The organism is Microbulbifer sp. CnH-101-G (assembly GCF_052466775.1).
Genome location: NZ_CP174292.1, coordinates 592639 through 617121, shown reverse-complemented (window position 1 = coordinate 617121; position 24483 = coordinate 592639). Strand labels below are relative to the sequence as shown.

Annotated in this window: 21 protein-coding genes and 1 other RNA gene; 13 read left to right on the top strand and 9 right to left on the bottom strand. The window is 53.5% G+C overall.

Features of this window, described 5'->3' with window-relative positions; translation table 11 throughout:
* Position 1 precedes the first annotated feature (1 nt).
* Complete coding sequence (locus tag ACJJID_RS02885) at positions 2–1099, bottom strand: DUF2066 domain-containing protein (RefSeq protein WP_444921406.1); 1098 nt, start codon at positions 1097–1099, stop codon at positions 2–4.
* 276 nt (positions 1100–1375) lie between these two features.
* Here ACJJID_RS02885 and purM point away from each other — a divergent pair, with 276 nt between their 5' ends.
* From purM to ACJJID_RS02860, 5 genes are all read left to right on the top strand, one after another.
* Positions 1376–2437, top strand: a complete 1062-nt coding sequence (purM, locus tag ACJJID_RS02880) for a phosphoribosylformylglycinamidine cyclo-ligase (RefSeq protein ID WP_444921405.1) — start codon at positions 1376–1378, stop codon at positions 2435–2437.
* Positions 2437–3090, top strand: coding sequence for a phosphoribosylglycinamide formyltransferase (purN, locus tag ACJJID_RS02875; protein WP_444921404.1), 654 nt, complete (start codon positions 2437–2439; stop codon positions 3088–3090). The genes purM and purN overlap by 1 nt, the downstream gene beginning before the upstream one ends.
* Before the next feature lie 78 nt (positions 3091–3168).
* The gene (locus ACJJID_RS02870; RefSeq protein ID WP_444921403.1) at positions 3169–3888 is read left to right on the top strand and encodes a DUF3108 domain-containing protein; all 720 of its coding nucleotides are present in this window, start codon (positions 3169–3171) and stop codon (positions 3886–3888) included.
* Positions 3889–4135: 247 nt separating this feature from the next.
* A complete protein-coding gene (locus ACJJID_RS02865) occupies positions 4136–5545 on the top strand; it encodes an OmpP1/FadL family transporter (protein ID WP_444921402.1) in 1410 nt (469 codons plus the stop codon).
* A 466-nt stretch (positions 5546–6011) separates the two neighbouring features.
* Positions 6012–6797: a type IV pili methyl-accepting chemotaxis transducer N-terminal domain-containing protein gene (locus ACJJID_RS02860; protein ID WP_444921401.1), complete on the top strand. Its 786-nt coding sequence runs from the start codon at positions 6012–6014 to the stop codon at positions 6795–6797.
* 74 nt (positions 6798–6871) lie between these two features.
* Here ACJJID_RS02860 and ACJJID_RS02855 read toward each other — a convergent pair whose 3' ends face one another.
* On the bottom strand, positions 6872–8734 hold the full coding sequence (locus ACJJID_RS02855; RefSeq protein ID WP_444921400.1) for a M2 family metallopeptidase: 1863 nt from the start codon (positions 8732–8734) through the stop codon (positions 6872–6874).
* A gap of 261 nt (positions 8735–8995) precedes the next feature.
* An RNA gene (ffs, locus tag ACJJID_RS02850) (signal recognition particle sRNA small type) lies at positions 8996–9093 on the bottom strand.
* Between the two features lie 129 nt (positions 9094–9222).
* Here ffs and ACJJID_RS02845 point away from each other — a divergent pair.
* From ACJJID_RS02845 to ACJJID_RS02835, 3 genes are all read left to right on the top strand, one after another.
* Positions 9223–10074 (top strand): 6-carboxytetrahydropterin synthase, encoded by an 852-nt coding sequence (locus ACJJID_RS02845; RefSeq protein WP_444921399.1) that lies wholly within the window; start codon positions 9223–9225, stop codon positions 10072–10074.
* Positions 10075–10128: 54 nt separating this feature from the next.
* Positions 10129–10845 carry a 16S rRNA (uracil(1498)-N(3))-methyltransferase gene (locus ACJJID_RS02840; protein WP_444921398.1) on the top strand — a complete coding sequence of 239 codons (717 nt, stop codon included), beginning with the start codon at positions 10129–10131 and terminating at the stop codon, positions 10843–10845.
* Positions 10846–11392: 547 nt separating this feature from the next.
* Positions 11393–12502 carry a substrate-binding domain-containing protein gene (locus tag ACJJID_RS02835; RefSeq protein WP_444921397.1) on the top strand — a complete coding sequence of 370 codons (1110 nt, stop codon included), beginning with the start codon at positions 11393–11395 and terminating at the stop codon, positions 12500–12502.
* 359 nt (positions 12503–12861) lie between these two features.
* On the opposite strand, the gene ald is transcribed toward ACJJID_RS02835, so the two are convergent.
* Entirely contained in the window at positions 12862–14007 is a 1146-nt protein-coding gene (ald, locus tag ACJJID_RS02830; RefSeq protein WP_152452266.1) for an alanine dehydrogenase, read from the bottom strand.
* A gap of 197 nt (positions 14008–14204) precedes the next feature.
* Between ald and ACJJID_RS02825 the strand changes: the two genes are divergently transcribed.
* Complete coding sequence (locus ACJJID_RS02825; protein ID WP_152452263.1) at positions 14205–14690, top strand: Lrp/AsnC ligand binding domain-containing protein; 486 nt, start codon at positions 14205–14207, stop codon at positions 14688–14690.
* A gap of 72 nt (positions 14691–14762) precedes the next feature.
* Here ACJJID_RS02825 and ACJJID_RS02820 read toward each other — a convergent pair whose 3' ends face one another.
* The 3 genes from ACJJID_RS02820 to putP form a co-directional block, all read right to left on the bottom strand.
* A complete protein-coding gene (locus ACJJID_RS02820; protein ID WP_152452261.1) occupies positions 14763–15227 on the bottom strand; it encodes an Mpo1 family 2-hydroxy fatty acid dioxygenase in 465 nt (154 codons plus the stop codon).
* A 104-nt stretch (positions 15228–15331) separates the two neighbouring features.
* Complete coding sequence (locus tag ACJJID_RS02815) at positions 15332–15844, bottom strand: O-acetyl-ADP-ribose deacetylase (RefSeq protein ID WP_444921396.1); 513 nt, start codon at positions 15842–15844, stop codon at positions 15332–15334.
* Positions 15845–15989: 145 nt separating this feature from the next.
* Positions 15990–17456 carry a sodium/proline symporter PutP gene (gene putP, locus ACJJID_RS02810; RefSeq protein WP_444921395.1) on the bottom strand — a complete coding sequence of 489 codons (1467 nt, stop codon included), beginning with the start codon at positions 17454–17456 and terminating at the stop codon, positions 15990–15992.
* Positions 17457–17661: 205 nt separating this feature from the next.
* On the opposite strand from putP, the gene ACJJID_RS02805 reads away from it, so the two are divergent.
* Positions 17662–18267: a hypothetical protein gene (locus tag ACJJID_RS02805; protein ID WP_444921394.1), complete on the top strand. Its 606-nt coding sequence runs from the start codon at positions 17662–17664 to the stop codon at positions 18265–18267.
* Here the strand turns inward: ACJJID_RS02805 and ttcA are convergent.
* The gene (gene ttcA / locus ACJJID_RS02800; protein ID WP_152452255.1) at positions 18152–19069 is read right to left on the bottom strand and encodes a tRNA 2-thiocytidine(32) synthetase TtcA; all 918 of its coding nucleotides are present in this window, start codon (positions 19067–19069) and stop codon (positions 18152–18154) included. The genes ACJJID_RS02805 and ttcA overlap by 116 nt on opposite strands.
* Positions 19070–19184: 115 nt before the next feature.
* Positions 19185–19853: an arylesterase gene (locus ACJJID_RS02795; protein ID WP_444921393.1), complete on the bottom strand. Its 669-nt coding sequence runs from the start codon at positions 19851–19853 to the stop codon at positions 19185–19187.
* A gap of 44 nt (positions 19854–19897) precedes the next feature.
* On the opposite strand from ACJJID_RS02795, the gene ACJJID_RS02790 reads away from it, so the two are divergent.
* From ACJJID_RS02790 to bioA, 3 genes are read left to right on the top strand one after another with little or no spacing between them, the layout of a single operon-like run.
* Positions 19898–20620, top strand: coding sequence for an ABC transporter ATP-binding protein (locus ACJJID_RS02790; protein WP_252085010.1), 723 nt, complete (start codon positions 19898–19900; stop codon positions 20618–20620).
* The gene (locus ACJJID_RS02785) at positions 20620–23070 is read left to right on the top strand and encodes an ABC transporter permease (RefSeq protein WP_444921392.1); all 2451 of its coding nucleotides are present in this window, start codon (positions 20620–20622) and stop codon (positions 23068–23070) included. Before ACJJID_RS02790 ends, ACJJID_RS02785 begins: the two co-directional genes overlap by 1 nt.
* A 55-nt stretch (positions 23071–23125) precedes the next feature.
* A complete protein-coding gene (gene bioA, locus ACJJID_RS02780; protein ID WP_444921391.1) occupies positions 23126–24397 on the top strand; it encodes an adenosylmethionine--8-amino-7-oxononanoate transaminase in 1272 nt (423 codons plus the stop codon).
* The last annotated feature ends 86 nt before the right edge of the window (positions 24398–24483 follow it).

The following is a 24483-nucleotide window of genomic DNA, read 5'->3' as shown; positions in this document are numbered from 1 at the left end:
TTCAGTCCCAGCGATAGCGCAACGGATTATCAGCGCTGCCCAGGGGTGCACGGTATCCATTCAATTCAATGGCATCCCCGTCCCCATGTGCCCGCAGCTTATGATTTAACGCTAGAGCATCGCGTAAGCTGCGGAGTCCCACAGTAGTGGCCAGTGCCAAGCGCATCCGATCCCCCTCCACTGATAGGAGATCTGCACTGCTCACCTGCGCCAGCCCCTGCAAATAGGCCGAGGCCTCTGCGTAATCGGCGAAACTATCTACACCGGATAGCTCCACAAAAATTGAACCCTGTTGGGCATCTTCAACACCGGGGCGCACCGCATAGCGCTGGGCGAGAAGATTAGCCATCTGGTTGACGCCTCGCAGCGCAACCTCTTCCAAGGAGCCGCCATTACTGTCAAAAGCGTAACTGCGGCCACCATGTAGTAACAACCAATCGGCTTGCCAGCGGCGTCCCGAAGCCTGGAGTAGACGCCCCATCAAAGTGGCATCCGGCCTGTAACGCAAACCGGCACGCTCTGCGGCCTGCTCGCTCTGCGCCCAGAGGTCACCCAGAGGCATATTGTGTTGATCGTTGAGGTCCATCACCGGGAAATCCAGGGGCACGCCGCGCTCCACGGCCATGGCATCCAATACTGAAAAGAGCTCAGGAGCATCTTCTTCACGGAGGATACTGCGCCCCTCTTTTAGGGTATCCACCGCCATCCACACAAGGGTGCCGGGGCGGTTATTAGGCCACATGGGTAGCCCCAACTGATGTATTTGCCTAGAGATAGCCTGAGGGTCGAAAGAGAGATGAAGGTAGAGCTGGTTGTCTTCGCTAGTGTAGCGATAGCCTTGTATAAAATGCTGAGCTTTCTGCAAAATAGGCTTCAGGTTTGGGTTGTTGCCGATAGCAGCATCCCCGGTGACACGCACAAATACCCGCTCCAGCCCCCGGCTGCCGGCACTCGCGCGGTCTGTAGCCCCACGGCTCGGTACAGCCTCGACTACTTCATACAGGTCCGAGATAACTCGGGCCTGGACTGGCAGAATTAGGGCGCCGAACAACAGGACCAAAAACTGCAACACCAATCCCTGCCGGAGCAGCTTGTGCATAGGATTTCTCTCCAAACCTCATTCCAGCCCGTGAGCTTGCACGAAATCGTTGTTGTTGCGCAAGACGCAAAAATCCACGGTCGGGATAAAAATTGGGGCTATTGTATCAGCGTCAGCGACTTCTCTCAGCCCCGAGTTCTCACTATTGGAGGGTTTATCGCCGTTTACTTGGGGATAAATACCAGATTCCTACATTGAGATGCCCACTGGGCGTGGCTACCGGACCAAGACCCGGCTAGAATACGCGCCCTTCGAATACCCACCGCAGGAAGAATCATGAGCGATTCCAAGCCGCAATCCACTGAAACATCCCTCTCTTATAAAGACGCCGGTGTCGATATCGACGCGGGTAACGCCCTGGTAGAGCGTATCAAGCATGTCGCCAAGCGCACTTCCCGCCCGGAAGTCATGGGCGGCCTGGGCGGGTTTGGCGCTTTGTGCCAACTTCCCAGCGGCTACAAAGAGCCAGTCCTGGTTTCCGGTACCGATGGCGTGGGCACCAAATTGCGCCTGGCCATGGACCTGGGCATTCACGACACCATTGGCATCGACCTGGTTGCCATGTGTGTGAACGATCTGGTCGTAGCCGGCGCCGAACCGCTGTTCTTCCTCGACTACTACGCCACCGGCAAGCTAAATGTGGATATTGCCGCTGAAGTTGTCACCGGTATCGGCAAAGGCTGCGAGCTCGCGGGCTGCGCCCTGGTCGGTGGCGAAACCGCCGAGATGCCGGGAATGTACGAGGGCGACGACTACGATCTAGCCGGCTTCTGCACCGGTGTTGTGGAGAAGTCAGAGATCATCGATGGCAAAAAGGTGAAAAGTGGAGACGTGCTCATTGGACTCGCTTCCAGCGGCCCCCACTCCAATGGCTACTCCTTGATCCGAAAAGTCCTCGAAGTTAGTGGCGCCGATTTACAACAGGAACTGGGCGGCGAAACGCTTGCCAAGGCATTGATGGCCCCCACGCGCATCTATGTTAAAAACCTGCTGCAACTGATGAAGAGCGTCCAGGTAAATGCCCTCAGCCATATCACCGGCGGCGGCCTGCTGGAAAACCTGCCCCGCGTGCTCCCGGAAGGCTGCCTCGCTCGCGTAGACGTCACCAGTTGGGAGATGCCCGAGGTATTCCGCTGGCTCCAGCAGGCGGGCAATATTGACGCACGCGAAATGTACCGCACCTTTAACTGTGGTGTCGGCATGGTGATCTGCGTTCCAGCAGAACAAGCCGATAAAGCGCTGCAAGCGCTGAAAGAAGCCGGCGAAGACGCTTTCGTAGTGGGCACAATCGAAGATGCCGCTGCAGGCGCAGAAGCCGTAGAGCTGGCGGGCCTGTAATGTCACAAGGAGTATGCAAAGTTGCCGTACTGATCTCCGGTAGCGGCAGCAATTTGCAGGCGCTCCTGGATGCCTCGGCGAATGCCGGGGCAGACTTCTCCGTCTGCACAGTAATCAGCAACAAGCCCGAGGCCTTCGGCCTCAAGCGCGCTGCCGAAGCCGGGGTTCCCACAGCGGTGGTTGATCATCGCAACTTCTCCGGCAGAGAAAGTTTCGACCAGGCACTGATCGCAGAAATCGACAGCCATCAACCAGACTTGGTTGTCCTGGCCGGATTTATGCGTATCCTCACGCCCGAGTTTGTTCGCCACTACAGCGGCCGCCTCCTCAATATTCACCCCTCCCTACTGCCTAAATACCAAGGGCTACACACTCACCGGCGCGCCCTGGAAGCCGGAGATAGTGAGCACGGCGTTACTGTTCACTTTGTCACCGAAGAACTCGATGGCGGCCCCCCCATTGTTCAGGCCGCTGTGCCTATAAAGGAGGGGGATACTCCCGACTCCCTGGCAAAGCGGGTCCAGGTACAGGAACACATCATCTACCCCATGGCTGTATCCTGGTTTGCTCAAGGGCGCCTAAAGATGCTGGGGGACCGCTCGCAACTGGACGGTGAGCTTCTGCCGCCAAGCGGGGCCAGGATAGACAGCTAGCTCAAGCCAAGCTGGCGGGGTTAGCCCTGCAATGTACTTTGCGCTTCCCGCCGGCTAGTATTCAAGGAGATTCAGATTTTGCGAGGCTCTGTCGTGCGCATTTTTATCTCCTCTCTGTTTTTCCTTCTTCTCTCCAGCCAATCAATTGCCAGCCAACTGGAACCTTTTAAGGCGACCTATACCGCAAGGTACAACGGCATCAGCGTCACTGCCACCCGCGAACTTACAGGCCAAGAAGGCAACTGGCGACTGGACTTTAAGACCTCAGCGCTCTTTGCCAGTATTAAAGAGTACTCTCGCTTCACTAACCAGGACGGGAGTATTACTCCCTACCACTACGAATATCGCAGAAAGGGTCTTGGCCGCGATCGCGGCACCGTTCTCAGTTTTGAGCCCGACAAAAATATGGTCCTCAATGTCTCCAATCCCGAGCGAGACATGGAAAATGTGCCGCCAAACATCCTGGATAAATTGAGCTATCAAATGCAACTGGCGCTAGATGTCGCCGCAGGCAAAGAAAATCTCCAGTACGAAGTCGCCGATGGCAAAAAGATTCGCAAATATACTTTCGCCCAGGAAGGAACCGAAGTGGTGAAAACACCTATGGGGAAAATAGAAGCCATAAAGGTGCGCCGAGTTAGAGATGCCGACTCAGAAAGAGAGACGACCGTCTGGATTGCCCCCCAGTGGAATTACGCCCTGGTAAAACTGGTGCAACTGGAAGAAAATGGCAAAAAATATCAAATCACCTTGAAAAATCTATCCATCAACGGCAAAACTGTCGGTGCAGGCCAATAAATTACCATTTTTTTACAGAGGCAAAAAAAATATTCACATTTAATGGATTTTTGCCTCTGTTCTCTTTATAAAGTGACTCCTTTCCCTTGCGCGGGCAATTCCTTATTGCCTACCCTGTTTTAAAGCGAGGGATTTGCTACGAAAAAGGAAGGTATCTATATAAATCTAATGGCCTTCCTTCCATATCTTGGCATTTCCAATGCTAATTTTGGTTTTCAGTAATCAGCAGACTAAGAGATGGGCTCTCATGAATAAGAAATACCTGCGACATGCAGTTCTAGCCGCAGCAATCGGCTCCGTTTCCCAAGGCGCTATGGCCGCGGGCTTCTATCTACAGGAAACCAGCGCATCCGGCCTTGGCCGCGCCTTCGCTGCCGAAAACACCATCGGTGACAACGCCTCCATCCTAGCCCGCAACCCGGCGGGTTCTGCACTGTTTGACACTTACACGCTGACTGGTGGCATTACTTACGTCGACCCTGAAATCGACGTGGCCGGTGATGTTACTTATTTTCTACCTGTTGGTGTTGGCCCCGATGGCGTCATTTATGCTGAATCCAGTACTGTAGCCGACGCCACCGACTACGCCAGCAGCGCCTTTATCCCCAATGGGTATCTGGCAGCACCAATCAATGACGATTGGTCCTGGGGTCTGGCCATGTATACTGACTTCGGCCTGGAAACTGATTTCCCTGACGACTTCCCCGGCACCACCATCGCTAACAAAACAAGCCTGCTGACCCTAAATATTCAGCCATCTATTGCCTACAGTATTAACGATGCCTTTAGTATTGGCGCCTCTATTAACTTTCTCTACGCCGATGCAGAACTAAAAACAGCCTTCCCTACTGATTTCCCTATCGGCGCCGTTATCGAAGAAAGAACAGGCGTTAACCCTGAAGGGGCCACCATTCTGGAGGTGAAAGGTGATGGCTGGGATGTAAGCTGGAGCGTTGGCGCCCTGTGGAATATTGATGACAATACCCGCGCAGGCATTTCCTACCACGCCAAATACGATCCCAAGTTAAAGGGTGACGTTAATTCAGATGTCACACCCTCAGACGCCCCATTTGACGATGCCAGTGGCAACTTAACCCTGAACTTACCCGATACTCTGGAGCTTGGACTGTACCACCGCTTCGAAAATAATTGGGCCATCGCCTTTGGCTATATGTACACCAACTGGAGCCGCTTTGAGCGTCTTGAGGCTTTCATCCCATCAGGCGGCGAAGGCTTCAACCCTCTCCTTATTAAAGAAGAGAACTTTGTAAGCGGTTCCCGTTACAGCCTTGCCGCTGAGTACTTCTACAATGACAAGGTAACGGTACGCTTTGGTTATGCCCACGACGAAGGCGCAGCTCGGGACGGCTTCAACCTCCACGAAGAAGAAACTATTAGGGAGGAAACCGGCTTAGATCTGCCCGTCACTTGGCGTACTCTCTCTATCCCCGATACCGACCGTCAGTGGCTAACCATAGGTGGCACCTACACGCACAATAACCGCCTGAGTGTGGATGCCGGCTTCGCCTACCTCTGGGGAGATGATGAGCTTATTCAGGAAGTCAGCAACTTGAATGGGTTTGTAACCTACTACGATGGCGGCACCACCAAAACCGAGGCCTGGCTATTCAGCGCAGCTGTAAACTACAGCTTCTAATCGCCCTCTCACTCGGTATAAGAAAGGCTCTACTTCGGTAGGGCCTTTTTTAATTTCCCGCTCAACTATCTTCCATTCTCACTCTCTTCCCGCTTTCTCCCCTCTCCCCATTCTAAATATCTTTACCACTAAAGAATTACCCCAAAGAAAAGTGGTTAGATATCTACCGACAAAAATTTGTTATACCTTCCCCCACAAACAAAACAATCCTTGAAGCCGATTTATTATTAAAAACAAATAAACCAAATGCACACCCTCGAAAAAAGAATAACCCCACATGACTGAAAAAGAAAAAATACCGAATTATTTTTTGCAATCCATCATGGTGCGCAACGGCAGCACTTCTAAAATAAAGCCCTAAGCCTTCACCTTAAAAATTCAATAACCTGGAACACACACAGCGCCAACAGAAAACACTTGAAAAATCATCAGAAACAGAAGCAGACCAAAACTCAAGAGTGAAACCATGAAGTTCTCCGCAGCATTTCTCCTATTAATGATAAGCCTGGATGTTTCAGCATTAACCATGGGTGAAGCAATTAATATAGCGGGACGCCAACGAATGCTGTCCCAACGAATCACTCAAGCCTATATTCTCTGCGGTATACAGTCCGATGCGCAGCGCCACCAAAAGGTCTTAACGCGATCAGTACAGGAATTCGAGCGGAACAACCAGAAACTCGGTACCCTCCCCGCAGCAGAAAAAATCAGAAATCAATTAGAAAAAGTAAGAAAAGAATGGCAAACGTTTAAAAAAATCAGCCTGCAGCCAGCCAGTAAAGAAGGGGCAACGGAGTTATTCCAACGCAGCAATAGACTTTTGTCAGAAGCCCATATTTACGTTGTGAAACTACAGCAACTGGCCAACCATAATTCGGCTGAACTGATTAATATTGCCGGTCGACAACGCATGCTCTCTCAACGAATTGGCAAAAACTACGCTGCTAAAATTTGGGGGATTTCTCCAGAGGATGCAGAAAGTGGATTGCATCAAGACCTTGTCGAGTACTCTAACCGCCTAACCCAGCTTCTTGAGAGCCCATTCAATACCCCAGAGATCAACCGTAACTTACAGAAAGCCAAAGATCATCTTAACTACGCCAGCCGCGGATTTGAGGGGGAAATGAAGATCTCTGAAAAGCGCCAGATTCAGGTAATCACAGGCACTACAGATTTGATGCTTCGCAATATGAACGTTATTACCGCTCAATATGCAAAGCTGCTAGATTCCAATGAAATTCTTGTACAATAATCAGCAGAGCAACGCCCATAAAAAAGGGGAGTTACACTCCCCTTTCCCGTCAGACAAACCTATAAGGCGCTAACTTACCAACCGCACTGACGGCCTTTGTTCTGCTCTTCCAAGTAAGCCATCAAAGGCTGGAAGTAATCGATAATGGCAGAGGCATCCAGGTCACGCTGACCAGTCAAAGCTTCCATCGCATCCGGCCAGGGCTTGCTAGCACCCATCGCCAACATGGTACGCAATTTCTTACCCGCTTCATCATTTTGATAAATGGAGCAGCGATGGAGGGGGCCAGTCTCACCAGCGGCTTCACACAGCGCGCGATGGAATTGGAACTGCTGGATGCGGGCCAGGAAATAGCGAGCGTAAGGCGTGTTACCGGGGATATGGTACTTGGCACCGGGGTCGAAGTTCGCCTCAGTGCGCTCTACCGGAGCCTGAATACCCTGATATTCCTCGCGCAGCTTCCACCAGGCCTTATTGTAATCAGCCGGTTGAACCTCACCATTGAAAACCTGCCAGCGCCACTTATCTACCAACAAACCAAATGGCAGAAATGCAATTTTATCCAGCGCCTGCTGCATCAGGTAACCGATGTCTTTACTCTCATCCGGCACCTCATCCATCAGGCCGATTTCCTTCAGGTACTTAGGCGTGATAGACAGAGCGATAGTATCGCCAACAGCCTCGTGGAAGCCATCGTTGGCACCCTCTTTATAGAGGAAGGGCTGCTCCTTATAAATGCGCTGATAGAAGTTGTGCCCCAGCTCATGATGGATAGTGACCAGGTCTTCGCCAGTCTTGTTAATGCACATCTTGATACGGATATCATCCTGGCCATCCATATTCCAGGCACTGGCGTGACAAACAACATCACGATCGCGAGGCTGGGTGAACTGAGAGCGCTCCCAGAAAGTCTCCGGCAATGGTTTGAAGCCGAGAGAAGTAAAGAACTTCTCACCTGCCTTAACCATATCCTGCTCGCTCATACCTGAATCAACTACGAGCTGGGTCAGGTCGTAGGGTGCCTGCATGTCATCGTCTTTGACCAGGTCATAGACATTGCCCCACTCCTGAGCCCACATGTTGCCAAGAAGGTGTGCGGGGATCTTACCCTGAGCAGGTACTACCTCATCGCCGTAGTGCTCATTCAGTTTGGCGCGCACATGACAGTGCAATGCCTCATACAAGGGTTTCACCTTGCCCCACTGAGCATCCATATCGGCAGCGAAGGCATCGGGCTCCATATCGTATTTGGAGCGCCAGAAAACACTCAGGTTGTCGTAGCCCAACTCTTCAGTACCGGCATTACCGATCTCCACCTGGCGCTCATATAGCGGCTTCATAGGCGGGGAAATTTTACGCCAGCCAACCCACAAATCCTTGAGCAGCTCTGGGTCGCGATTGGTCGCCATTACCTGACCCATCTCGGTCAGGGTGTAACACTTATCGACCCCCTCTTCTTCCCGACAGTACTTACCGGCACCATACATACCCTGCATTTTCGAGCCGATCTGGGCCAGCTCTGCCGTCAGGGCGGGATCCTTCGGCGCCGGGAATACCAGCCCCTGCTTCAGCATGGTCAGCTTGCGGCGGGTATCTGGATCGAGCTTCAGATCATTGAATTTAGCCGCTTCTGAAGCGAGCTCTACAGCCATGGTCGTATAGCGCTCAGAAGCGAGAGCCTCCACATACTGCGAGTCAAGATTGATATAGGTAGATGCCAACCAAGCGGCGTGGCTCATTTCCTGGGCCATTTTCTCCAGACGGGCCTGTGCATCATCAAGGAATGCTTTGGCATCCTCAGCTGTCAGTGGACCCTTTTTGGCCGCAGGGCTTTCTGCAGTGGCCTGCGCCACCCCCATGGATTTTTGTGACTGCTGAGCGCTGTCACAGGCAGACAGCGCGACTGCAGCTGCAATGGCAAGAGCAACTTTCTTCATCTTCCCCTCAGATAATCATTATTGGGCCTAGTTATAACTGTCGCCGTTTATAGCATAAGCCTGCCCTTACCAGCGATGGTAAGCCCACAAGTTAAATGCAGATCGGCACAAAATCTCCCATATTTGCCGTTTTCTGGGGAAAAATACGGTGCTATCGGAAACGACTACAGGCCGACGGGAGCAGTCAGAGCGAACGACGATGAGATACAGGAATAAAAGGAAATGGGGGATCAGTAAAAAGGAGGGCATTTAAGGAGGCGGCCCAACCAGCAACACCCTCGGCACATGATACCACTGCTACCGTTGCTCCCTTCCGGGCCTGGCGGGGTTCACAGCTGTTCATTGCGAGGGGACCGGAAGGGCCACCACAACGATCTTCGGTGCATCCGAAGAGGGCGCGATTATAGAGGGTTAAAGGCGCGAGTTCCAGCCCTATTAACAGGTTATAATAGGCGACTACTACTTTACCCCCTTCTGAAGAGTTACCCATGCACCTTTTTGTCGATAATTTGACCAATGTTGATTTCAGCTACCTGGACCATCAGCGCGGGCTCGTAGGCGAAACCTGGCTGGCGAATGCCGCCCTGGATGGCGCACTCGATAACCAGGGTATGGTTTGCGATTTTGGTATCGTTAAAAAGACATTGCGCCATTGGTTAGATGATCAGCTCGACCATCGCCTCTTGGTTCCCACCCTTGCCCCCGGTCTTACGCTGACCCATCAAGATGGCAATATCTCTCTTGAGTGGCTGCTCGCGAGTGGAGAACAAATCTCAGTATCGGGACCGGGGCAGGCATTCGCCCTGGTGGAAAGTGACATTATCAATGCAGAAAATGTTGCCCGCTGGAGTGTGCAACAACTGGCCAGCTCCTTCCCAGCCAGTGTCGAACAGCTCAAGCTGTCGTTTGAAGATGAACAAATCCAGGATGCTTTTTATCACTACAGCCACGGCCTGAAAAAACACCAGGGTAACTGCCAGCGCATTGCCCACGGCCACCGCTCACGGATCCAAATTTTCGTCGAGGGAGATCGAGACGATCAATTAGAGCAAGAGTGGGCGCAACGCTGGAAAGATATTTATTTGGGCACCCGGGAAGATCTTTGCCAAGACGATAACGAAAATACACACAGCCTAACCTTCGCCTACCGGGCCCAACAGGGAGATTTCACGCTAGAGTTACCCGCTAGCGCTTGTGAAATATTGGATTGCGATACCACCGTTGAGCAATTGGCCCAATATATCGCCACAACTCTCGCGGAAAAGCACCCGGGCAGTGAAATCAAAGTCCGCGCCTATGAGGGCCTTGGTAAGGGCGCCATTGCCAGTGCTAAGAGGTGAGCGGTGAAGACTCATTCGCAACAATAATTTTCCATAGCCTCAAGAGACCCGGTTTTGAACCTGATTCTTTTACATGAAGCTGACTTTATCAGCTCCGATATCGTCCGCCTCTTCGGCCGCAGGCTGGAACATATCATCAAAGTCCACCGGGCCGAGCCCGGCCAGCAACTGCGCGTGGGCCTGCTGAATGGAAATATCGGCTCTGGGCAAATTACCAGCCTCGACGATCAACAGGTTGAGCTGCGGGTGGAACTAACAAGGAATCCGCCTCCACCTCCACCAATCACCCTGATCCTGGCACTGCCACGCCCCAAAATGCTGAAGCGCATTATCCAGCATGTCACCGCACTGGGAGTTAAGAAGCTGGTCTTGATCAATAGCTACCGGGTGGAAAAATCCTACTGGCAAACCCCTTGGCTGGACGAGGAGAAACTGTTCGAACAGTGCCTGCTCGGACTTGAACAGGCTGTCGATACTCAAATGCCGGAAATCCTCTTGCGCAAACGCTTTAAACCCTTTGTAGAGGATGAGCTACCCGAACTCTCTCAAGGTTCACACAAACTGGTAGCCCACCCTATCGGTGGCACGACCTGTCCGGTGGATCTCAGTGAAAACTGCACCTTAGCCATTGGTCCCGAAGGGGGATTTATTGCCTACGAAGTTGAAAAACTCAAAGAAGCCGGATTCCATTCTGTACACTTGGGCCCACGGATTCTCCGGGTAGAGACGGCTCTGCCAGTTCTGGTAAGCCGACTTTTTCCCTCCAGTTAGTAATAAACAACCCCAAAGGAAAAATCTCGCGGAGTAGTCACAAGCCAGCTTCATAACGCTTGATGGTGCTTGTGACCCGCATTTTTCTAATTTTTCACAAACCGTTAATGTCGCAAACCTTTTGCATTCAAAAAGCCTCGGCAATATGACCTCTTTATTGCTCCAGTTTATTGCTCCAGCGCCATGACCTGCACTGAACTTAAGTTTGAGACTTTTGCACGCTTTATTCATCAAGATTTCATCATTTTGTCATAAATAAGACATATTTTGCGGCCTCGTTTTACTTCCCTAGGGTCCAGGTCACATGTACCTATTTTTTCAGCGATTATGCCGCTCAATAACATTCCTTCTTATTTGTCTTCTAAGTCCTATTGCCTCAAGCGCAGTCTCGACTTTTTCTTCAGACAGCAACGGAAAATTATTCAGCCTACACGGCTCTAATACCATTGGTGCTCAGCTGGCGCCCAGCTTGGTTCACGACTATTTCACTGCGAAGGGAGCCACTGATATCAGTATCAAGCCACTCGGAACTCCCAACGAAGTGCGAATGCAGGCAAAAGTTGGCAATAACACTGTATTTGTCGATATAGCTGCACACGGTTCCAGCACTGGTTTTAAGGGACTCAAACTGGCTCAAGCAGATATCGCCATGGCTTCGCGCCCTATCAAAGACAGCGAGTTCAACGCCCTAAGCCAAATGGGTGATATGCGCAGCCGCAAGGCTGAACATGTCATTGCTATTGATGGACTGGCGATTATCGTGCATCCGCGCAACCCTATTAACCAACTGACCTTACAGGAAATCAGTGCTATTTTTTCCGGCCAAATAAAAGACTGGTCAGAACTCGGCAAAGGCAAGGGCCGCATTAATATTTATGCGCGAGATGACCAGTCCGGGACCTGGGATACTTTTAAAAGTTTAGTACTAGGCAAGCGTTACTCTCTCTCCAGTAGGGCCAGGCGCTACGAGTCCAACGATCAACTTTCCGACCTTGTTACCTCAGACCCACGCGGAATCGGTTTTGTTGGGCTAGCATCCATTCGTCAGACAAAAGCTGTTGCCGTTTCTGACCAAAATACACTCCCGCAAGCTCCTGAGCACCTGACCATTGCTACGGAAGACTACCCCCTGTCGCGCCGCCTTTTCTTATACACTCCAGTTTATTCCTCCAACTCAACAGCAGAAGAATTTCTACGTTTTGTACAGAGTGAGTCGGGGCAAGAGCAGGTGAAATCCTCCGGGTTCGTCGCGCAAACTCCCATCGGCTTTAAACCAGAGGAGTCTCGGGAAGGACCAAGTGAATATTTGGAACTGACTCGAAATGCTGAGCGCCTCAGTATTAATTTCCGATTTTCAGAGGGCAGCGCCTCACTGGACAACAAGGCTCAGCAGGATATTGAGAGACTGGCAAAGTTTATGGAAAAACCGCAAAACCAGGGACGAGAACTATTACTTATCGGGTTTGGCGATGAAAAAGTCAGCCCAGAGCGTTCGGTTATCCTATCCAAACTTCGCGCAGTGACCGTCCGCTCAGCTCTGCGCGATTACAAAATCAATACCGCTCCCGTTCAGGGCTTTGGAGCCTACCTCCCTATTGCCTCTAATAATTCCAGAGCCAAAATCAAGAACCGCCGAGTTGAAGTCTGGCTATTCTAACCCTTAAAGCCCGGCCAGGCTCAGGGAAGAAGAGACGATAGAAACTGGGCGCATAAACAACCATGGGGAGGCTAGAGAGACCTCCCCTTTTTTTATTTCGTAACCAATAATGGTATTGATTGAGGGGAGAAATACGGCTGGGAAGTGGGCTACTTATCTTGCATCAGCAAGGGCCCCGATTAAGGACAGCAATACAGCAGCCATAAAAAAGCCGCGTACAAACGCGGCTACAATGGTGACAGAGGTCACCAGGTCTCACAGAGAGGAACGCCAAAGAGCGCTCCGGGGAAAATTCCCTTCAAAACAAGCGCGTTACCGCTTTCTTGTTCAAAAAGCAGCTGCATAGCAGCCGCAAATTATTAAGCTACAGCGCCTTCAGCCTCGGCAACTTTTTGCAAAGCCAGCTTGGGATCAACAAACTCATAACCCAATACATCGGCAACTGCCTTGTAAGTCACCATACCAGCGTGGACATTCAGGCCTTCCAGCAAATTGGCATCATCCAACAATGCCTGCTTGGCACCTTTGTTGGCCAATGCTACGGCGTAAGGCAGGGTAGCGTTGTTCAGAGCCATAGTAGAGGTGCGCGCTACACCACCGGGCATATTGGCAACACAGTAGTGCACCACACCGTCAACAACGTAAGTGGGCTCCTGGTGAGTGGTCGCTTTGGAGGTTTCGAAACAACCGCCTTGGTCAATAGCCACGTCCACAACCACAGCACCTTTCTTCATGCGGCTGATGATATCGCGAGTCAACAGCTTCGGAGCTGCAGCGCCAGGAATCAGAACTGCACCTACGACCAAATCCGCATCCAAAGCGTGCTTTTCAATCGCATCGTTAGTGGAGTATTCAGTACGCACAGCGCCGCCGAAGATATCATCCAGTTGACGCAGGCGCGGCAGGGAGCGATCCAGAATGGTGACATCGGCACCCATGCCCAGCGCCATCTTGGCCGCATTGGTACCAACCACACCGCCACCGATAATCAGCACCTTGGCAGGAGCTACACCGGGAACGCCGCCAAGCAATACACCCAGGCCACCCTGAGCTTTCTCCAGGTGGTGCGCACCGCACTGTACGGACATACGGCCGGCAACTTCAGACATCGGCGCCAATAGTGGCAGGCCGCCGAAACGGTCGGTCACGGTTTCATAAGCAATGCAGGTAGCACCGGATTTAACCAGGAGCTCGGTCTGCTTGGGATCTGGAGCCAGGTGCAGGTAAGTGTAAAGAACCTGTCCGGGGCGCAGCATTTCGCACTCGTGAGGCTGGGGCTCTTTTACCTTGACGATCATGTCAGCGGTGGCAAAAATTTCTTCCGGAGTATCGATGATCTTGGCTCCGGCTTGCTCGTACATTTCGTCGGTAAAGCCGATAGCGGTACCGCCATCTTTCTGTACGATTACCTGATGGCCATGGCCGATCAGTTCGCGAACACTCGACGGCGTCAGGCCAATGCGGTACTCGTGGTTTTTGATCTCTTTCGGGACGCCAATCAACATTTTCTGCTCCTTAATCTCTGCGTTTGGCGTAGTCTCTTCAACGAATTAGAGCCACACCTAATTTCTGCGTTTTCCCCAGTATAGGGCCATTTTAAAAGTGGATTTCTACAAGAGTTTTTATCAAACTAGTGGAATCAACTAGCCGCACTCGTATCAAGACCATTTTTTGAGCTGATCGCTCGCAAAGGAGACAAGGTATGCGCAAGCGCGCGGGAGAGCTGAATACCGTGGACCGCAATATTTTGCGGGTCCTGCAGAAAAATGGCCGCACCAGCTATGCAGAACTGGCCCGTCAGGTGGGATTGACTGCAACTCCTTGTGTCGAGCGGGTGAAACGACTGGAAAACGATGGGGTTATCCAGGGCTATACCGCATTGATCAATCCAGAGTTCCTCGACGCTGCCCTGGTGGTATTTGTGCAGATTCGCCTAAACCGTTCCGCCCAGGATGCCTTCGAGGAGTTTCGCAATGCCGTGGCGGCACTACCGGAAGTACAGGAATGCTATCTGGTTTCAGGCAATTTCGATTACCTGATCAAGGCCCGAGTTGCCGATATGAGTGCCTACCGCAAGTTTTATGGCGAAACGCTTTTGACTCTACCGGAGGTACAGGAGTGCACCAGCTACGTAGTGATGGAGGAAGTGAAAGAAACTTTAGAGGTGCCGGTCCATTACAACCGCTAGCCCAATTTGAGGAGTGAGATAACAAGAGAGGCGACTGGTCCACCGCCCCTCTCTTGTTATCAAGAAACGGAGTCAGTACTGAATACCCAGCTTGCGATAAATAAAGCCAATCACCCAAGCAGGGCCTATCAATAAGAATTGAACGTCTTTAAAGAATGAGGGTTTTTTCCCTTCGATATGATGACCGATAAACTGAAAAACCCACATCACCACAAACAGCCCTAGCGCCGTCTGCCACACTGGAACCCCCAGCCGCTCAACCACAGACCAGGCCCATAAACACACCACGGTCAACGCCGTCATTCCCAGGCCAATGGAGAAAGACAGGGCAAAATAGAACAACATCACGGGTACCGTAATCACCACTGCCCAATTCAACCAGGGAATTGCGGCCATGAACTGCGGTTGTGGGATATCCCATAAAAGACCGGCAACGGTGGCATAAATCACCGGCACCGCAATCCAGTGAATGGACTTGTTGATGGGGTTCTGATGGCTTTCACCGTATTCGGCAAACCACTGCTGGGCACTGCGCATGACAATCTCCTTTTCTTATTTTTTATTGCCAGTTACTTATCTTGCTTAACACTCGCAGCGCAATCAATGGCCGAATGAATCAGGCCAATGCGCAAAGTCACCAGTTAACGCCGCACATAGGCATCCAGCTGGGTGTGATAGAGCTCAGCCATTTCCTCGTCAAAACAACAAAAGACGATACTCAGCGGCGCCCCCTCCTTCTCCAGGTGGTGCTGCACCTGCTCCACTGCAATTTCCGCTGCCAACCTGGGAGGGTAATCGTAAACACCACAGCTAATTGCCGGGAAGGCAATAGAGCGCATACTCTCCCGCCGTGCCAGCGTCAGGCACTGGCGATAGCAGCTCGACAGCAACTCCGGCTCACCCAGGCGGCCGCCACGCCAGACCGGGCCGACAGTGTGATAAATACGTTTGACGGGAATCGAGAAAGCACTGGTAGCGCGGACCTCACCAACCGGGCATCCGCCGATACTTCGACATGCCTCCAGTAACTCAGGGCCCGCAGCGCGGTGAATGGCTCCGTCCACACCACCGCCGCCAAGCAGGCGGGTATTGGCGGCGTTGACGATGACATCGACGTTCAATCGTGTGATATCACCGAGATGAACTTTGATCACTCAGTATCTCCAACCGCTATTTGAATAATCGCTGCGGATGGAAATCCTTTTCGCTTCACAACAGTCGCGCCCACAATGGAGCGCGCCCTTCGCGCTGCAGACAAGTCGCTGGGCTCATCGACACAGAACCCTGCAGCCCCCAGGCTTATCCCAACAGCTTTTTATGTTGAGAAGCCACGGTTTCCGGACATTTCGTCAACGCGCTAACTATGACGATAGCAGCTGCTGAGAAAATGAAACCAGGCAACAACTCATAGATATCAAAGATTCCCCCCGAGAGCTGTTCCCAAACCACTACGGTGATACCACCCACGATTACCCCGGCAATGGCTCCGCTACCTGTCATACGTGACCAATAAAGGCTGATCAGCAGAGCGGGGCCGAAAGCAGCACCCAGACCAGCCCAGGCATAGCTCACCACATCCAGAACCTTGGAATTCGGGTCCATAGCAATCCATACAGCAATCAGGGAAAGGCCAACCACAGCCCAGCGCCCAACTTTCACCATGGCTTCCGGGCTGGTCTTGCGACCAAACCAGACATGATAGATATCTTCTGCCAGTGCAGCTGAAGAGACTAATAACTGAGAATCTGCGGTGCTCATAATGGCAGAGAGAATCGCCGCCAGCAGTACGCCGGCAACAACCGGGTGGAACAGCACTTGAACCAGTTCCATAAAGACAGTCTCACCATCAGGCAACCCCTGCTGCATCTGCAGATGGGCAAACAGACCCACCGCCATAGCGCCGAGAAAACCAATCAGAGACCATACTGCCGCAACTGTCGCCGCTGCAGGCACATCATCTGGGCTGCGCACCGCCATAAAGCGAGCCAGAATATGGGGCTGCCCAAAGTAACCCAGTCCCCAGGCCAGGGAGCTGAGAATGGCCACTAAGCCCAACGCCTGACCACTGCCATCCGTGAGCCAATGCGTTAATTGTGGTTGCTGCGCTTGCAACTGGGCCCAACTAGCGGAGAAACCGCCCTGGTCCGAAATCACAACCAGTGGTACGGCAATCAGAGCAGCGCTCATTAATAAGCCCTGGAACACATCGGTCCAGGATACCGCCAGGAAACCACCGAACAGGGTGTAAGAAATTACTGCGATGGCACCGACAATCACCGCCCAGTGGTAGTCCCAACCGAATACGGTTTCGAATAACTTGCCACCGGCAATCAGGCCCGAAGCCACATAGAAGAGAAAGAACAACAGAATAAAGATCGCACACACCGTCCGAAGATAGGGATGGCCCATTTTGAAACGGCGGTCCAGATAAGCGGGCACCGTGAGGGAGTCATCCAACTCATAGGTATAAATGCGCAGGCGACGCGCCATGCTTACCCAGCTCAGCAGGATACCGGAAAAAAGCCCTATAGCGATCCAACCGGCAGAGAGACCCGCAGCATAGGCGGCCCCGGGCAACCCAAGTAACAACCAGCCACTCATATCCGAAGCGCCGGCCGATAGCGCGGCAACCGCAGGAGGCAATGAACGCCCACCGAGAAAATAATCACTGGCATTTTTGGTACGCAAATAAGCGTAAACGCCAATCACCAGGATAAGGGCCAGGTAGGCAATAAAAGTCAGGGCAACGAGCCACTCTGCGGACATAGGAATTCCTTCTGCTCAAAACGGAGTGGCACCGAAAGAAGGCAATAGCTGTGACGCCCTGCTCGCTTTTTGAGCGAAATGCGCTACAGAACCGGAGCCACTTCAAAAATAATTATGTTTATTGCGCGTAAATCTACTTAACGGCTGGCGTCAACTCAATCCACAAACTAAATATTCAGAACAACCACAGAAAAAAGAAAATACTATGGGAATCTGTCTGGACGAACTGCGCCTCCAGGTTATCCGCCCAACCCTCAAGCACTTGAGAGCCTGGAGCCAGGGCATGGAAAACCTTTTGCTGGGCACTGCCGCGCAGGAATCTCAGCTGGGCTTCCACCTTAAACAAGGACGGCGCCACGGGCTTGGGATTTATCAAATTCAGCCCCACACTCACCGGGAAATCTGGGACGACTACCTGATTAATCACCCCGCATTGGCCTCAAAAATTCGGGGCCTCGCCAGCCAGCGGGATTTTCTCGATCACCCCCACAGTGAACTGACCACCAACCTGCGCTACGCCACGGCCATAGCCTGGCTGGTGTATCGCTCAGCCGAGGTGCATAAAATCCCCGAATCAGATACCTGCGATGTGACCAAAATGGCGCGGTTGTGGCATCAATACTTCCATCACGGACCCAGTGCCACTACCCAGGATTTTGAATGCAGTTACGCCCAACTGGTAAGCGGCGCCGACCCTACAAATTCAGCGCCGAGATATACTGGGGCTCAGCCTCCTGCGCATCATCCGGCTCCCAAGAGTTCACCTGGCGCTGAATTAAATGGTCAGGGCGCTCGGCAGCCGACGGCGTAGAGCGATCCAACTCCAGACTTTCGAAATCGTAGAGATCCCTGTCCGCCAGTTGCGACGGGGATATACGTGTTAATGCGGCAAAGATATTTTCACTGCGCCCTGGGAATTTATTGTCCCACTCCCGCAACATCTGCTTGATGGCCTGACGCTGCAGATTTTCCTGACTACCGCACAAGTTACAGGGAATGATGGGGAATTCCTTGAACTCCGCGTAACGGGCAATATCCTCTTCTCGGCAGTAAGCCAGCGGGCGAATCACAATATTGCGCCCGTCATCTGCACGCAACTTGGGCGGCATCGCCTTCAGGCGACCGCCGTAAAACATATTCAGGAACAGGGTCTCGACGATATCGTCTTTATGATGGCCAAGAGCCACTTTGGTGGCACCGATTTCCTCAGCAAAGCCGTAGAGGGTACCGCGACGCAGTCGTGAACAGAGACTGCAAGTGGTCTTGCCTTCAGGCACCACTTCCTGCACCACCGAATAGGTATCTTTCTCTACGATATGATGTGGCACGCCGAGGGAGCGAAGATATTCCGGCAGGATATGCTCAGGGAAACCGGGTTGCTTCTGGTCCATATTCACCGCCACCAACTCAAAGTTCACCGGGGCGGTTTTTTGTAGATTCAGCAGAATATCCAGCATGGCGTAAGAATCCTTACCGCCGGATAAGCAAACCATGATTTTGTCGCCTTCTTCAATCATGTTGAAGTCGGCAATAGCGCGGCCCACATGGCGGCGCAGGCGTTTCTGCAGTTTGTTGAATTCGAGTCGCTCGCGGCGATTTTCCACTTCGGACATGGTGTCTCTCTAACTATTTCGGTACCGGTGACCGGGACTGGGGGTCACAGCCATCGCCTATCAGTGTGGAGCGAGGCTTTCATATTGCTAGGGGGCGCGATTGTACGCATTTCGATCACGGAGTACACGACTCCCCATCCGACTTTTCCGCTAACAGGAACTCAACACAGGGCCAAACATGCTCCAGTAATGCCGGCTGTGCCTTGGCGGTTGGGTGGATACCATCGGATTGCATGGCACCGTCTTCAAGCGCGACAGTTTCCAGGAAGAAGGGCACCAACCCAACCTGTTCGGATTTGGCCACCTTGGGGTAAACAGCGGCAAAGGCATTGGTATAAGCGCGGCCGTAGTTGGGCGGAATACGCATGCCGAGCAGTAAAACCTCTACACCTGAGTTCTTCGCCAGCTTCACCATCTCCATCAGATTGCGCTGTAAAGATTGAGGAGGGTAACCCCGCAGACCATCATTGCCGCCCAGCTCAACAATCAGCCAGCGTGGGTTATGCTCCTGCATCAGGCGCGGCAGACGCGTCAATCCACCAGAAGTCGTCTCTCCGCTGATACTGGCATTGACCACCCGAACCTTTTTGCCCTTTTCCTGCAAGCGCTCTTGCAGTAATTGCACCCAGCCCTGCTCTTCATTGATGCCGTAAGCAGCGCTGATACTATCTCCCAGGACCAACAAGGTATCCGCCGCGCTCGCCTGGGCAGCCCCAATGGGGATAAACAGCAACAGTCCCAAGCTGAATTGAGCCGCCAACTGCCGAAAAAAGGCTGTCGTCATGTCATACTCTCCAAAAAGTCGCGCATCCGTATAGGGAACACAGTATGTCCGCCATTCTTACGGCAGAAAACCTGTATCACAGAGTCTCCACCAGCGAAGGGCCATTGACCCTATTAAACAATATCTCCCTGCAACTGGCGCGCGGAGAGAGCCTGGCTGTGACCGGTGCCTCAGGTTCCGGCAAGTCCACCTTGCTCGGTCTATTAGCTGGATTGGACAAGCCCAGTGAGGGAAAAATCTGGCTAGCCGGCGAAGAAATTACCGCCATGGATGAAGAACAACGTGCGGCGGTACGCGCCCGCTGTGTGGGGTTTGTCTTCCAAACCTTCCAGCTACTACCCGGCCTCACCGCTCGCGAGAATGTCATGCTGCCCAGTGAGCTGCGCGGTGAACGCGGCGCCGCCAAACGCGCGGAGGAGTTCCTGGCCAAGGTGGGGCTCGAGCATCGCCTGGGCCATTACCCGCGCCAACTCTCCGGTGGAGAGCAGCAGCGGGTCGCCATTGCCAGGGCATTCGCCAGCTTCAGTGGCGAGGACGCTATCCTTTTCGCCGACGAACCCACCGGCAGCCTGGATGCCGGCAACGGCGCCAAAATCATCGATTTACTCTTTAAGCTCAATGCCGAATCCAGCACCACTCTGGTGCTGGTAACCCACGAGCAGCGCCTGGCTGAACGCTGCGCCACTCACTTGCGTATGTCGGCGGGTGCCGTGGAGTCCTACGAGCCCCTCGCCGGGGATGACAACTTCTCGGAGGTGTCCGCCTGATGCTGCCTCTGCGACTGCTTTTCAGGGACTGGCGCGGTGGCGAGCTGGCTCTCATTGCCAGTGCCCTGGTACTGGCCGTGACCTGTGTAACCGCGATTGCCCACTTCACCGATCGCCTCACCCGCGCGATGGAGCAGCAGTCGCTTACCTTCCTGGCTGCAGAAAGAGTCCTGCGCAGCAGCCAGCCAGTCAACTCGGCTTGGCTCGATAAAGCCAAGGAACAAGGGCTGGAGCAGGGGCAAATCATTCAGTTTGCCTCAATGATCTCCGCCAACGACCAGTTTCAGTTCGTCTCGGTGAAGGCCGTAGATGGTGGCTACCCACTGGTTGGTCATCTGGAGATCCGGCGCTCGCCGGATGCCTCAAGTGAAATTGCGCAACAGGGGCCTCCCCCTGGAGAAGCCTGGGTGGAATCCCGCCTGCTGCCCCTACTGGAAATTGAATTTGGCGATTTCATCGACCTGGGCGATACACAACTCAAAGTGACTGGCCTGTTGGAGCGGGAGCCGGACCGGGGTACCAGCCTATTCGACATGGGCGCTCGGGTACTGGCAAATATCGAGGACCTGCCGGCCTCCGGCGTTATCCAGCCCGGCAGCCGAGTGCGCTACCGCTATCTCTTTGCCGGGGACGACCAAGCGCTTAAAAAATATTTTGCCTGGCTAAAACCGCAGCTTACTGAACACCAGCGGGTGCTGGACCTGCGCGAGGGCCAGCCGCGGGTGGCCTCAGCTCTAAACCGCGCTGAGCGCTTCCTGTTTCTCGCCGCCAGCCTCGCCGTGCTACTCGCCAGTGTTGCCGTAGGGCTTGCCGCACGCCGTTATGGGCTGAGACATACCGCCTATGTAGCGGTAATGAAAAGCCTTGGCGCCGGGCGCAACAAAGTACTCGCCATTTACCTGGGTCAGCTGGCCGCTCTCACATTGATTGCCACCGGCCTTGGCTTAGCCCTGGGCAGCTTTATTCAGGCCCAAGCGGTCAATCTGATGGCTGGATTCTTCCCGGTAGCACCACCCGCCAGCCACTGGGGCCCTCTGCTTGTGGGCCTCGCCACCGGTTTGGCCTGCGCATTGGGTTTTGCCCTGCCCCCCTTGTTTCGCCTGGCTCGTACCGATCCCATGCAAACACTGCGCAAGGATTGGAGCAACCCCGACAGGCGCGAATGGCTGGGACTCATCCTCGGCCCCAGTGCCATGCTGCTGTTGATCTGGTGGCTGTCCGGCAGTTTGGCTATGACCCTGGCCCTGCTCGCCGGTATGGGCCTGTTAGTGGGAGGCAGCGCCCTGGTCAACCAATTACTGGTGCGCGGAAAGCTGGCCTCTTTAGGTGGTGCCTGGCGTATCGCTCTGGGTAGTCTGCAACGCCGTGCCGCATTCAATACGCTGTTGATCGCCGCCTTTGGTACCGGCCTGCTGGCAATGTTGTCCCTGGTCTTTGCACGCACCGCACTCATCGACGAGTGGCGAATGCAGCTGCCTGAAAAAGCACCCAACCACTTCCTGCTGAATATTGCCCCCACAGATGTGGATGGAATGCAGCAGATGCTGGAAAAAGAGGCAGTCAGCAGCACCGAGTTCTATCCCATGGTGCGCGGCCGCCTGATCGCCATCAATGACACCCTTACCAAGGATCTTAAGGATCGCCCCAACGGCGTGCGTCGGGAACTCAACCTGAGCTGGACCGAAAACCTGGCACCGGATAACCGTATCCTCGAAGGCGAGTGGTGGGACAAAACCAGTAAAGGAGTCTCGGTTGAGGTGGAACTGGCCGCCCAGCTCAACTTGGCTCTAGGTGACAAGCTGCGGTTTTCCATCGGCGGACTGGAAGTGGAGGCCCCTGTGGCCAGCTTCCGTTCCCTGGATTGGAACAGCATGCGCCCGAATTTTTATATGCTGTTTGCCCCAGGCACCCTGGAGGGCTTTCCCGCCACCTATATCACCAGCTTTTATCTTCCCCCAGAGGACAAGCTGTTAGTTAACGACCTGGTACGCAGCTACCCCAGTGTCAGCGTGATAGAGCTGGATAAAATCATCCTGCGTATTCGCGACACCATCGACCAAGTGTCTTTCGCGATCGAATCCGTCATGGCGCTAATGCTCGTCGCCGGAGTACTGGTATTGATTGCTGGGGTGCGAGCCAGCATCGCCGAGCGTTTGCAGGAGGCCGCGATTATCCGCACACTGGGCGGACGCAGACGCCTACTGCTCAAAAGCCTGATGCTGGAATTTGGATTACTCGGCTGTGCCGCTGGATTACTCGCCGCCATCGGCGCCGAAGCCACCCTAATCGTGCTTTCGCAGCGGGTGTTCGAGCTGCCCCTGGTACTGCACCCCACCCTGTGGCTACTGGGCCCATTGGTTGGCGCCTTTTTGGTTGGCGTTGCCGGTACCTTGGCCTGCTACAGCTCCGTGAGCCAGCCTCCACTGAAAGTGCTGCGGGAGTTGGCCTGATTGCGATACATTGGCTTGATTATTGGCCGCACATAAAAAGAGATGTAGCTGTTTTATGGACCTGGAATTCGACCGCAAATATATCTGGCACCCCTACTCCTCACTGATCAACCCGCCACCGGTTTATCCTGTGGCCAGGGCTGAAGGGGTTCGAATTTTCCTGGAAGATGGCCGCGGCCTGATCGACGGCATGTCCTCCTGGTGGAGTGCCCTGCATGGCTACAATGTGCCCGAGCTGAATCAAGCCATGCGCGATCAAATGGAGAAGATGTCCCATGTGATGTTTGGCGGCCTCACCCATGAACCAGCCATTGAACTGTGCAAAAAGCTGGTGGAGATCACCCCACCGGGGCTGAACCGGGTTTTCCTGGCCGATTCCGGCTCAGTATCTGTAGAAGTCGCCATTAAAATGGCTCTGCAGTTTTGGCACTCCCAGGGCAAACCGGGTAAAAGTAAATTGCTGGCCCTTCGCAATGGCTACCATGGCGATACCTTTGGGGCCATGGCCACCTGTGATCCCGTTACCGGCATGCACCACCTGTTTGCCGGGCAATTGAGCCAACACCTATTTGCCCCCGCCCCGCAAACCCCTTTCGGCGAAACCTGCCCCGATGAAGATATCCGTGAACTGGAACAACTGATTGCGCAAAACAGCGCGCAATTGGCTGCGGTAATTCTCGAACCCATAGTGCAGGGTGCCGGCGGTATGCGCTTTTACTCCGCAGATTACCTGCGCCGGGTACGAGCACTCTGTGACGAATATGACCTGCTGCTGATTGCCGATGAAATCGCCACCGGCTTTGGCCGCAGTGGCAAAATGTTCGCCTGCGACCACGCCGCGATCACCCCGGACATTCTCACCCTCGGCAAGGCCCTCACCGGCGGCACCATGACTTTAGCGGCCGCGCTGTGTAGCGACCGTATTGCCGAAGGCATTTGCAATGGCGAGGCCGGAGTCTTTATGCACGGCCCTACTTTTATGGGGAATCCGTTGGCTTGTGCCGTCGCCGACGCCAGTATTCAACTGCTACTCAGCAGCCCCTGGCAGGAGCGAGTAACAGCAATCGAGCAGCAGCTGACCGAACAGCTAGCCCCATTAAAATCCGCACCGGGTGTCGCCGATATTCGAGCCCTTGGCGCGATTGGAGTGGTGGAAATGCGCGAGCCGGTAAACATGGCCAAGGTGCAGGAAGCTTTAATCGAGCGCGGCGTTTGGCTGCGCCCCTTCGGCAAACTGGTCTACGCCATGCCGCCCTATATGATTTCTAAAGAAGACCTCAGCCAATTAACTTCGGCGATGGTTGATGTACTGGGGGAGATTTCCTAGCCTCCGTACCAATTAATTTGTGAAGCCGGTCTCAATAATACCGGGTTAAGCGGCTCCTCCTGTAAATAACCCTCTCTTTGCTACCG

Bases quoted from the DNA above. Each gene is read 5' to 3' on its own strand.
- ACJJID_RS02885 (WP_444921406.1), bottom strand. From the start codon at position 1,099: ATGCACAAGCTGCTCCGGCAGGGATTGGTGTTGCAGTTTTTGGTCCTG.
- purM (WP_444921405.1), top strand. From the start codon at position 1,376: ATGAGCGATTCCAAGCCGCAATCCACTGAAACATCCCTCTCTTATAAA.
- purN (WP_444921404.1), top strand. From the start codon at position 2,437: ATGTCACAAGGAGTATGCAAAGTTGCCGTACTGATCTCCGGTAGCGGC.
- ACJJID_RS02865 (WP_444921402.1), top strand. From the start codon at position 4,136: ATGAATAAGAAATACCTGCGACATGCAGTTCTAGCCGCAGCAATCGGC.
- ACJJID_RS02860 (WP_444921401.1), top strand. From the start codon at position 6,012: ATGAAGTTCTCCGCAGCATTTCTCCTATTAATGATAAGCCTGGATGTT.
- ACJJID_RS02855 (WP_444921400.1), bottom strand. From the start codon at position 8,734: ATGAAGAAAGTTGCTCTTGCCATTGCAGCTGCAGTCGCGCTGTCTGCC.
- ACJJID_RS02845 (WP_444921399.1), top strand. From the start codon at position 9,223: ATGCACCTTTTTGTCGATAATTTGACCAATGTTGATTTCAGCTACCTG.
- ACJJID_RS02835 (WP_444921397.1), top strand. From the start codon at position 11,393: ATGCAGGCAAAAGTTGGCAATAACACTGTATTTGTCGATATAGCTGCA.
- ald (WP_152452266.1), bottom strand. From the start codon at position 14,007: ATGTTGATTGGCGTCCCGAAAGAGATCAAAAACCACGAGTACCGCATT.
- ACJJID_RS02825 (WP_152452263.1), top strand. From the start codon at position 14,205: ATGCGCAAGCGCGCGGGAGAGCTGAATACCGTGGACCGCAATATTTTG.
- ACJJID_RS02820 (WP_152452261.1), bottom strand. From the start codon at position 15,227: ATGCGCAGTGCCCAGCAGTGGTTTGCCGAATACGGTGAAAGCCATCAG.
- putP (WP_444921395.1), bottom strand. From the start codon at position 17,456: ATGTCCGCAGAGTGGCTCGTTGCCCTGACTTTTATTGCCTACCTGGCC.
- ACJJID_RS02805 (WP_444921394.1), top strand. From the start codon at position 17,662: ATGGGAATCTGTCTGGACGAACTGCGCCTCCAGGTTATCCGCCCAACC.
- ttcA (WP_152452255.1), bottom strand. From the start codon at position 19,069: ATGTCCGAAGTGGAAAATCGCCGCGAGCGACTCGAATTCAACAAACTG.
- ACJJID_RS02795 (WP_444921393.1), bottom strand. From the start codon at position 19,853: ATGACGACAGCCTTTTTTCGGCAGTTGGCGGCTCAATTCAGCTTGGGA.
- ACJJID_RS02790 (WP_252085010.1), top strand. From the start codon at position 19,898: ATGTCCGCCATTCTTACGGCAGAAAACCTGTATCACAGAGTCTCCACC.
- ACJJID_RS02785 (WP_444921392.1), top strand. From the start codon at position 20,620: ATGCTGCCTCTGCGACTGCTTTTCAGGGACTGGCGCGGTGGCGAGCTG.
- bioA (WP_444921391.1), top strand. From the start codon at position 23,126: ATGGACCTGGAATTCGACCGCAAATATATCTGGCACCCCTACTCCTCA.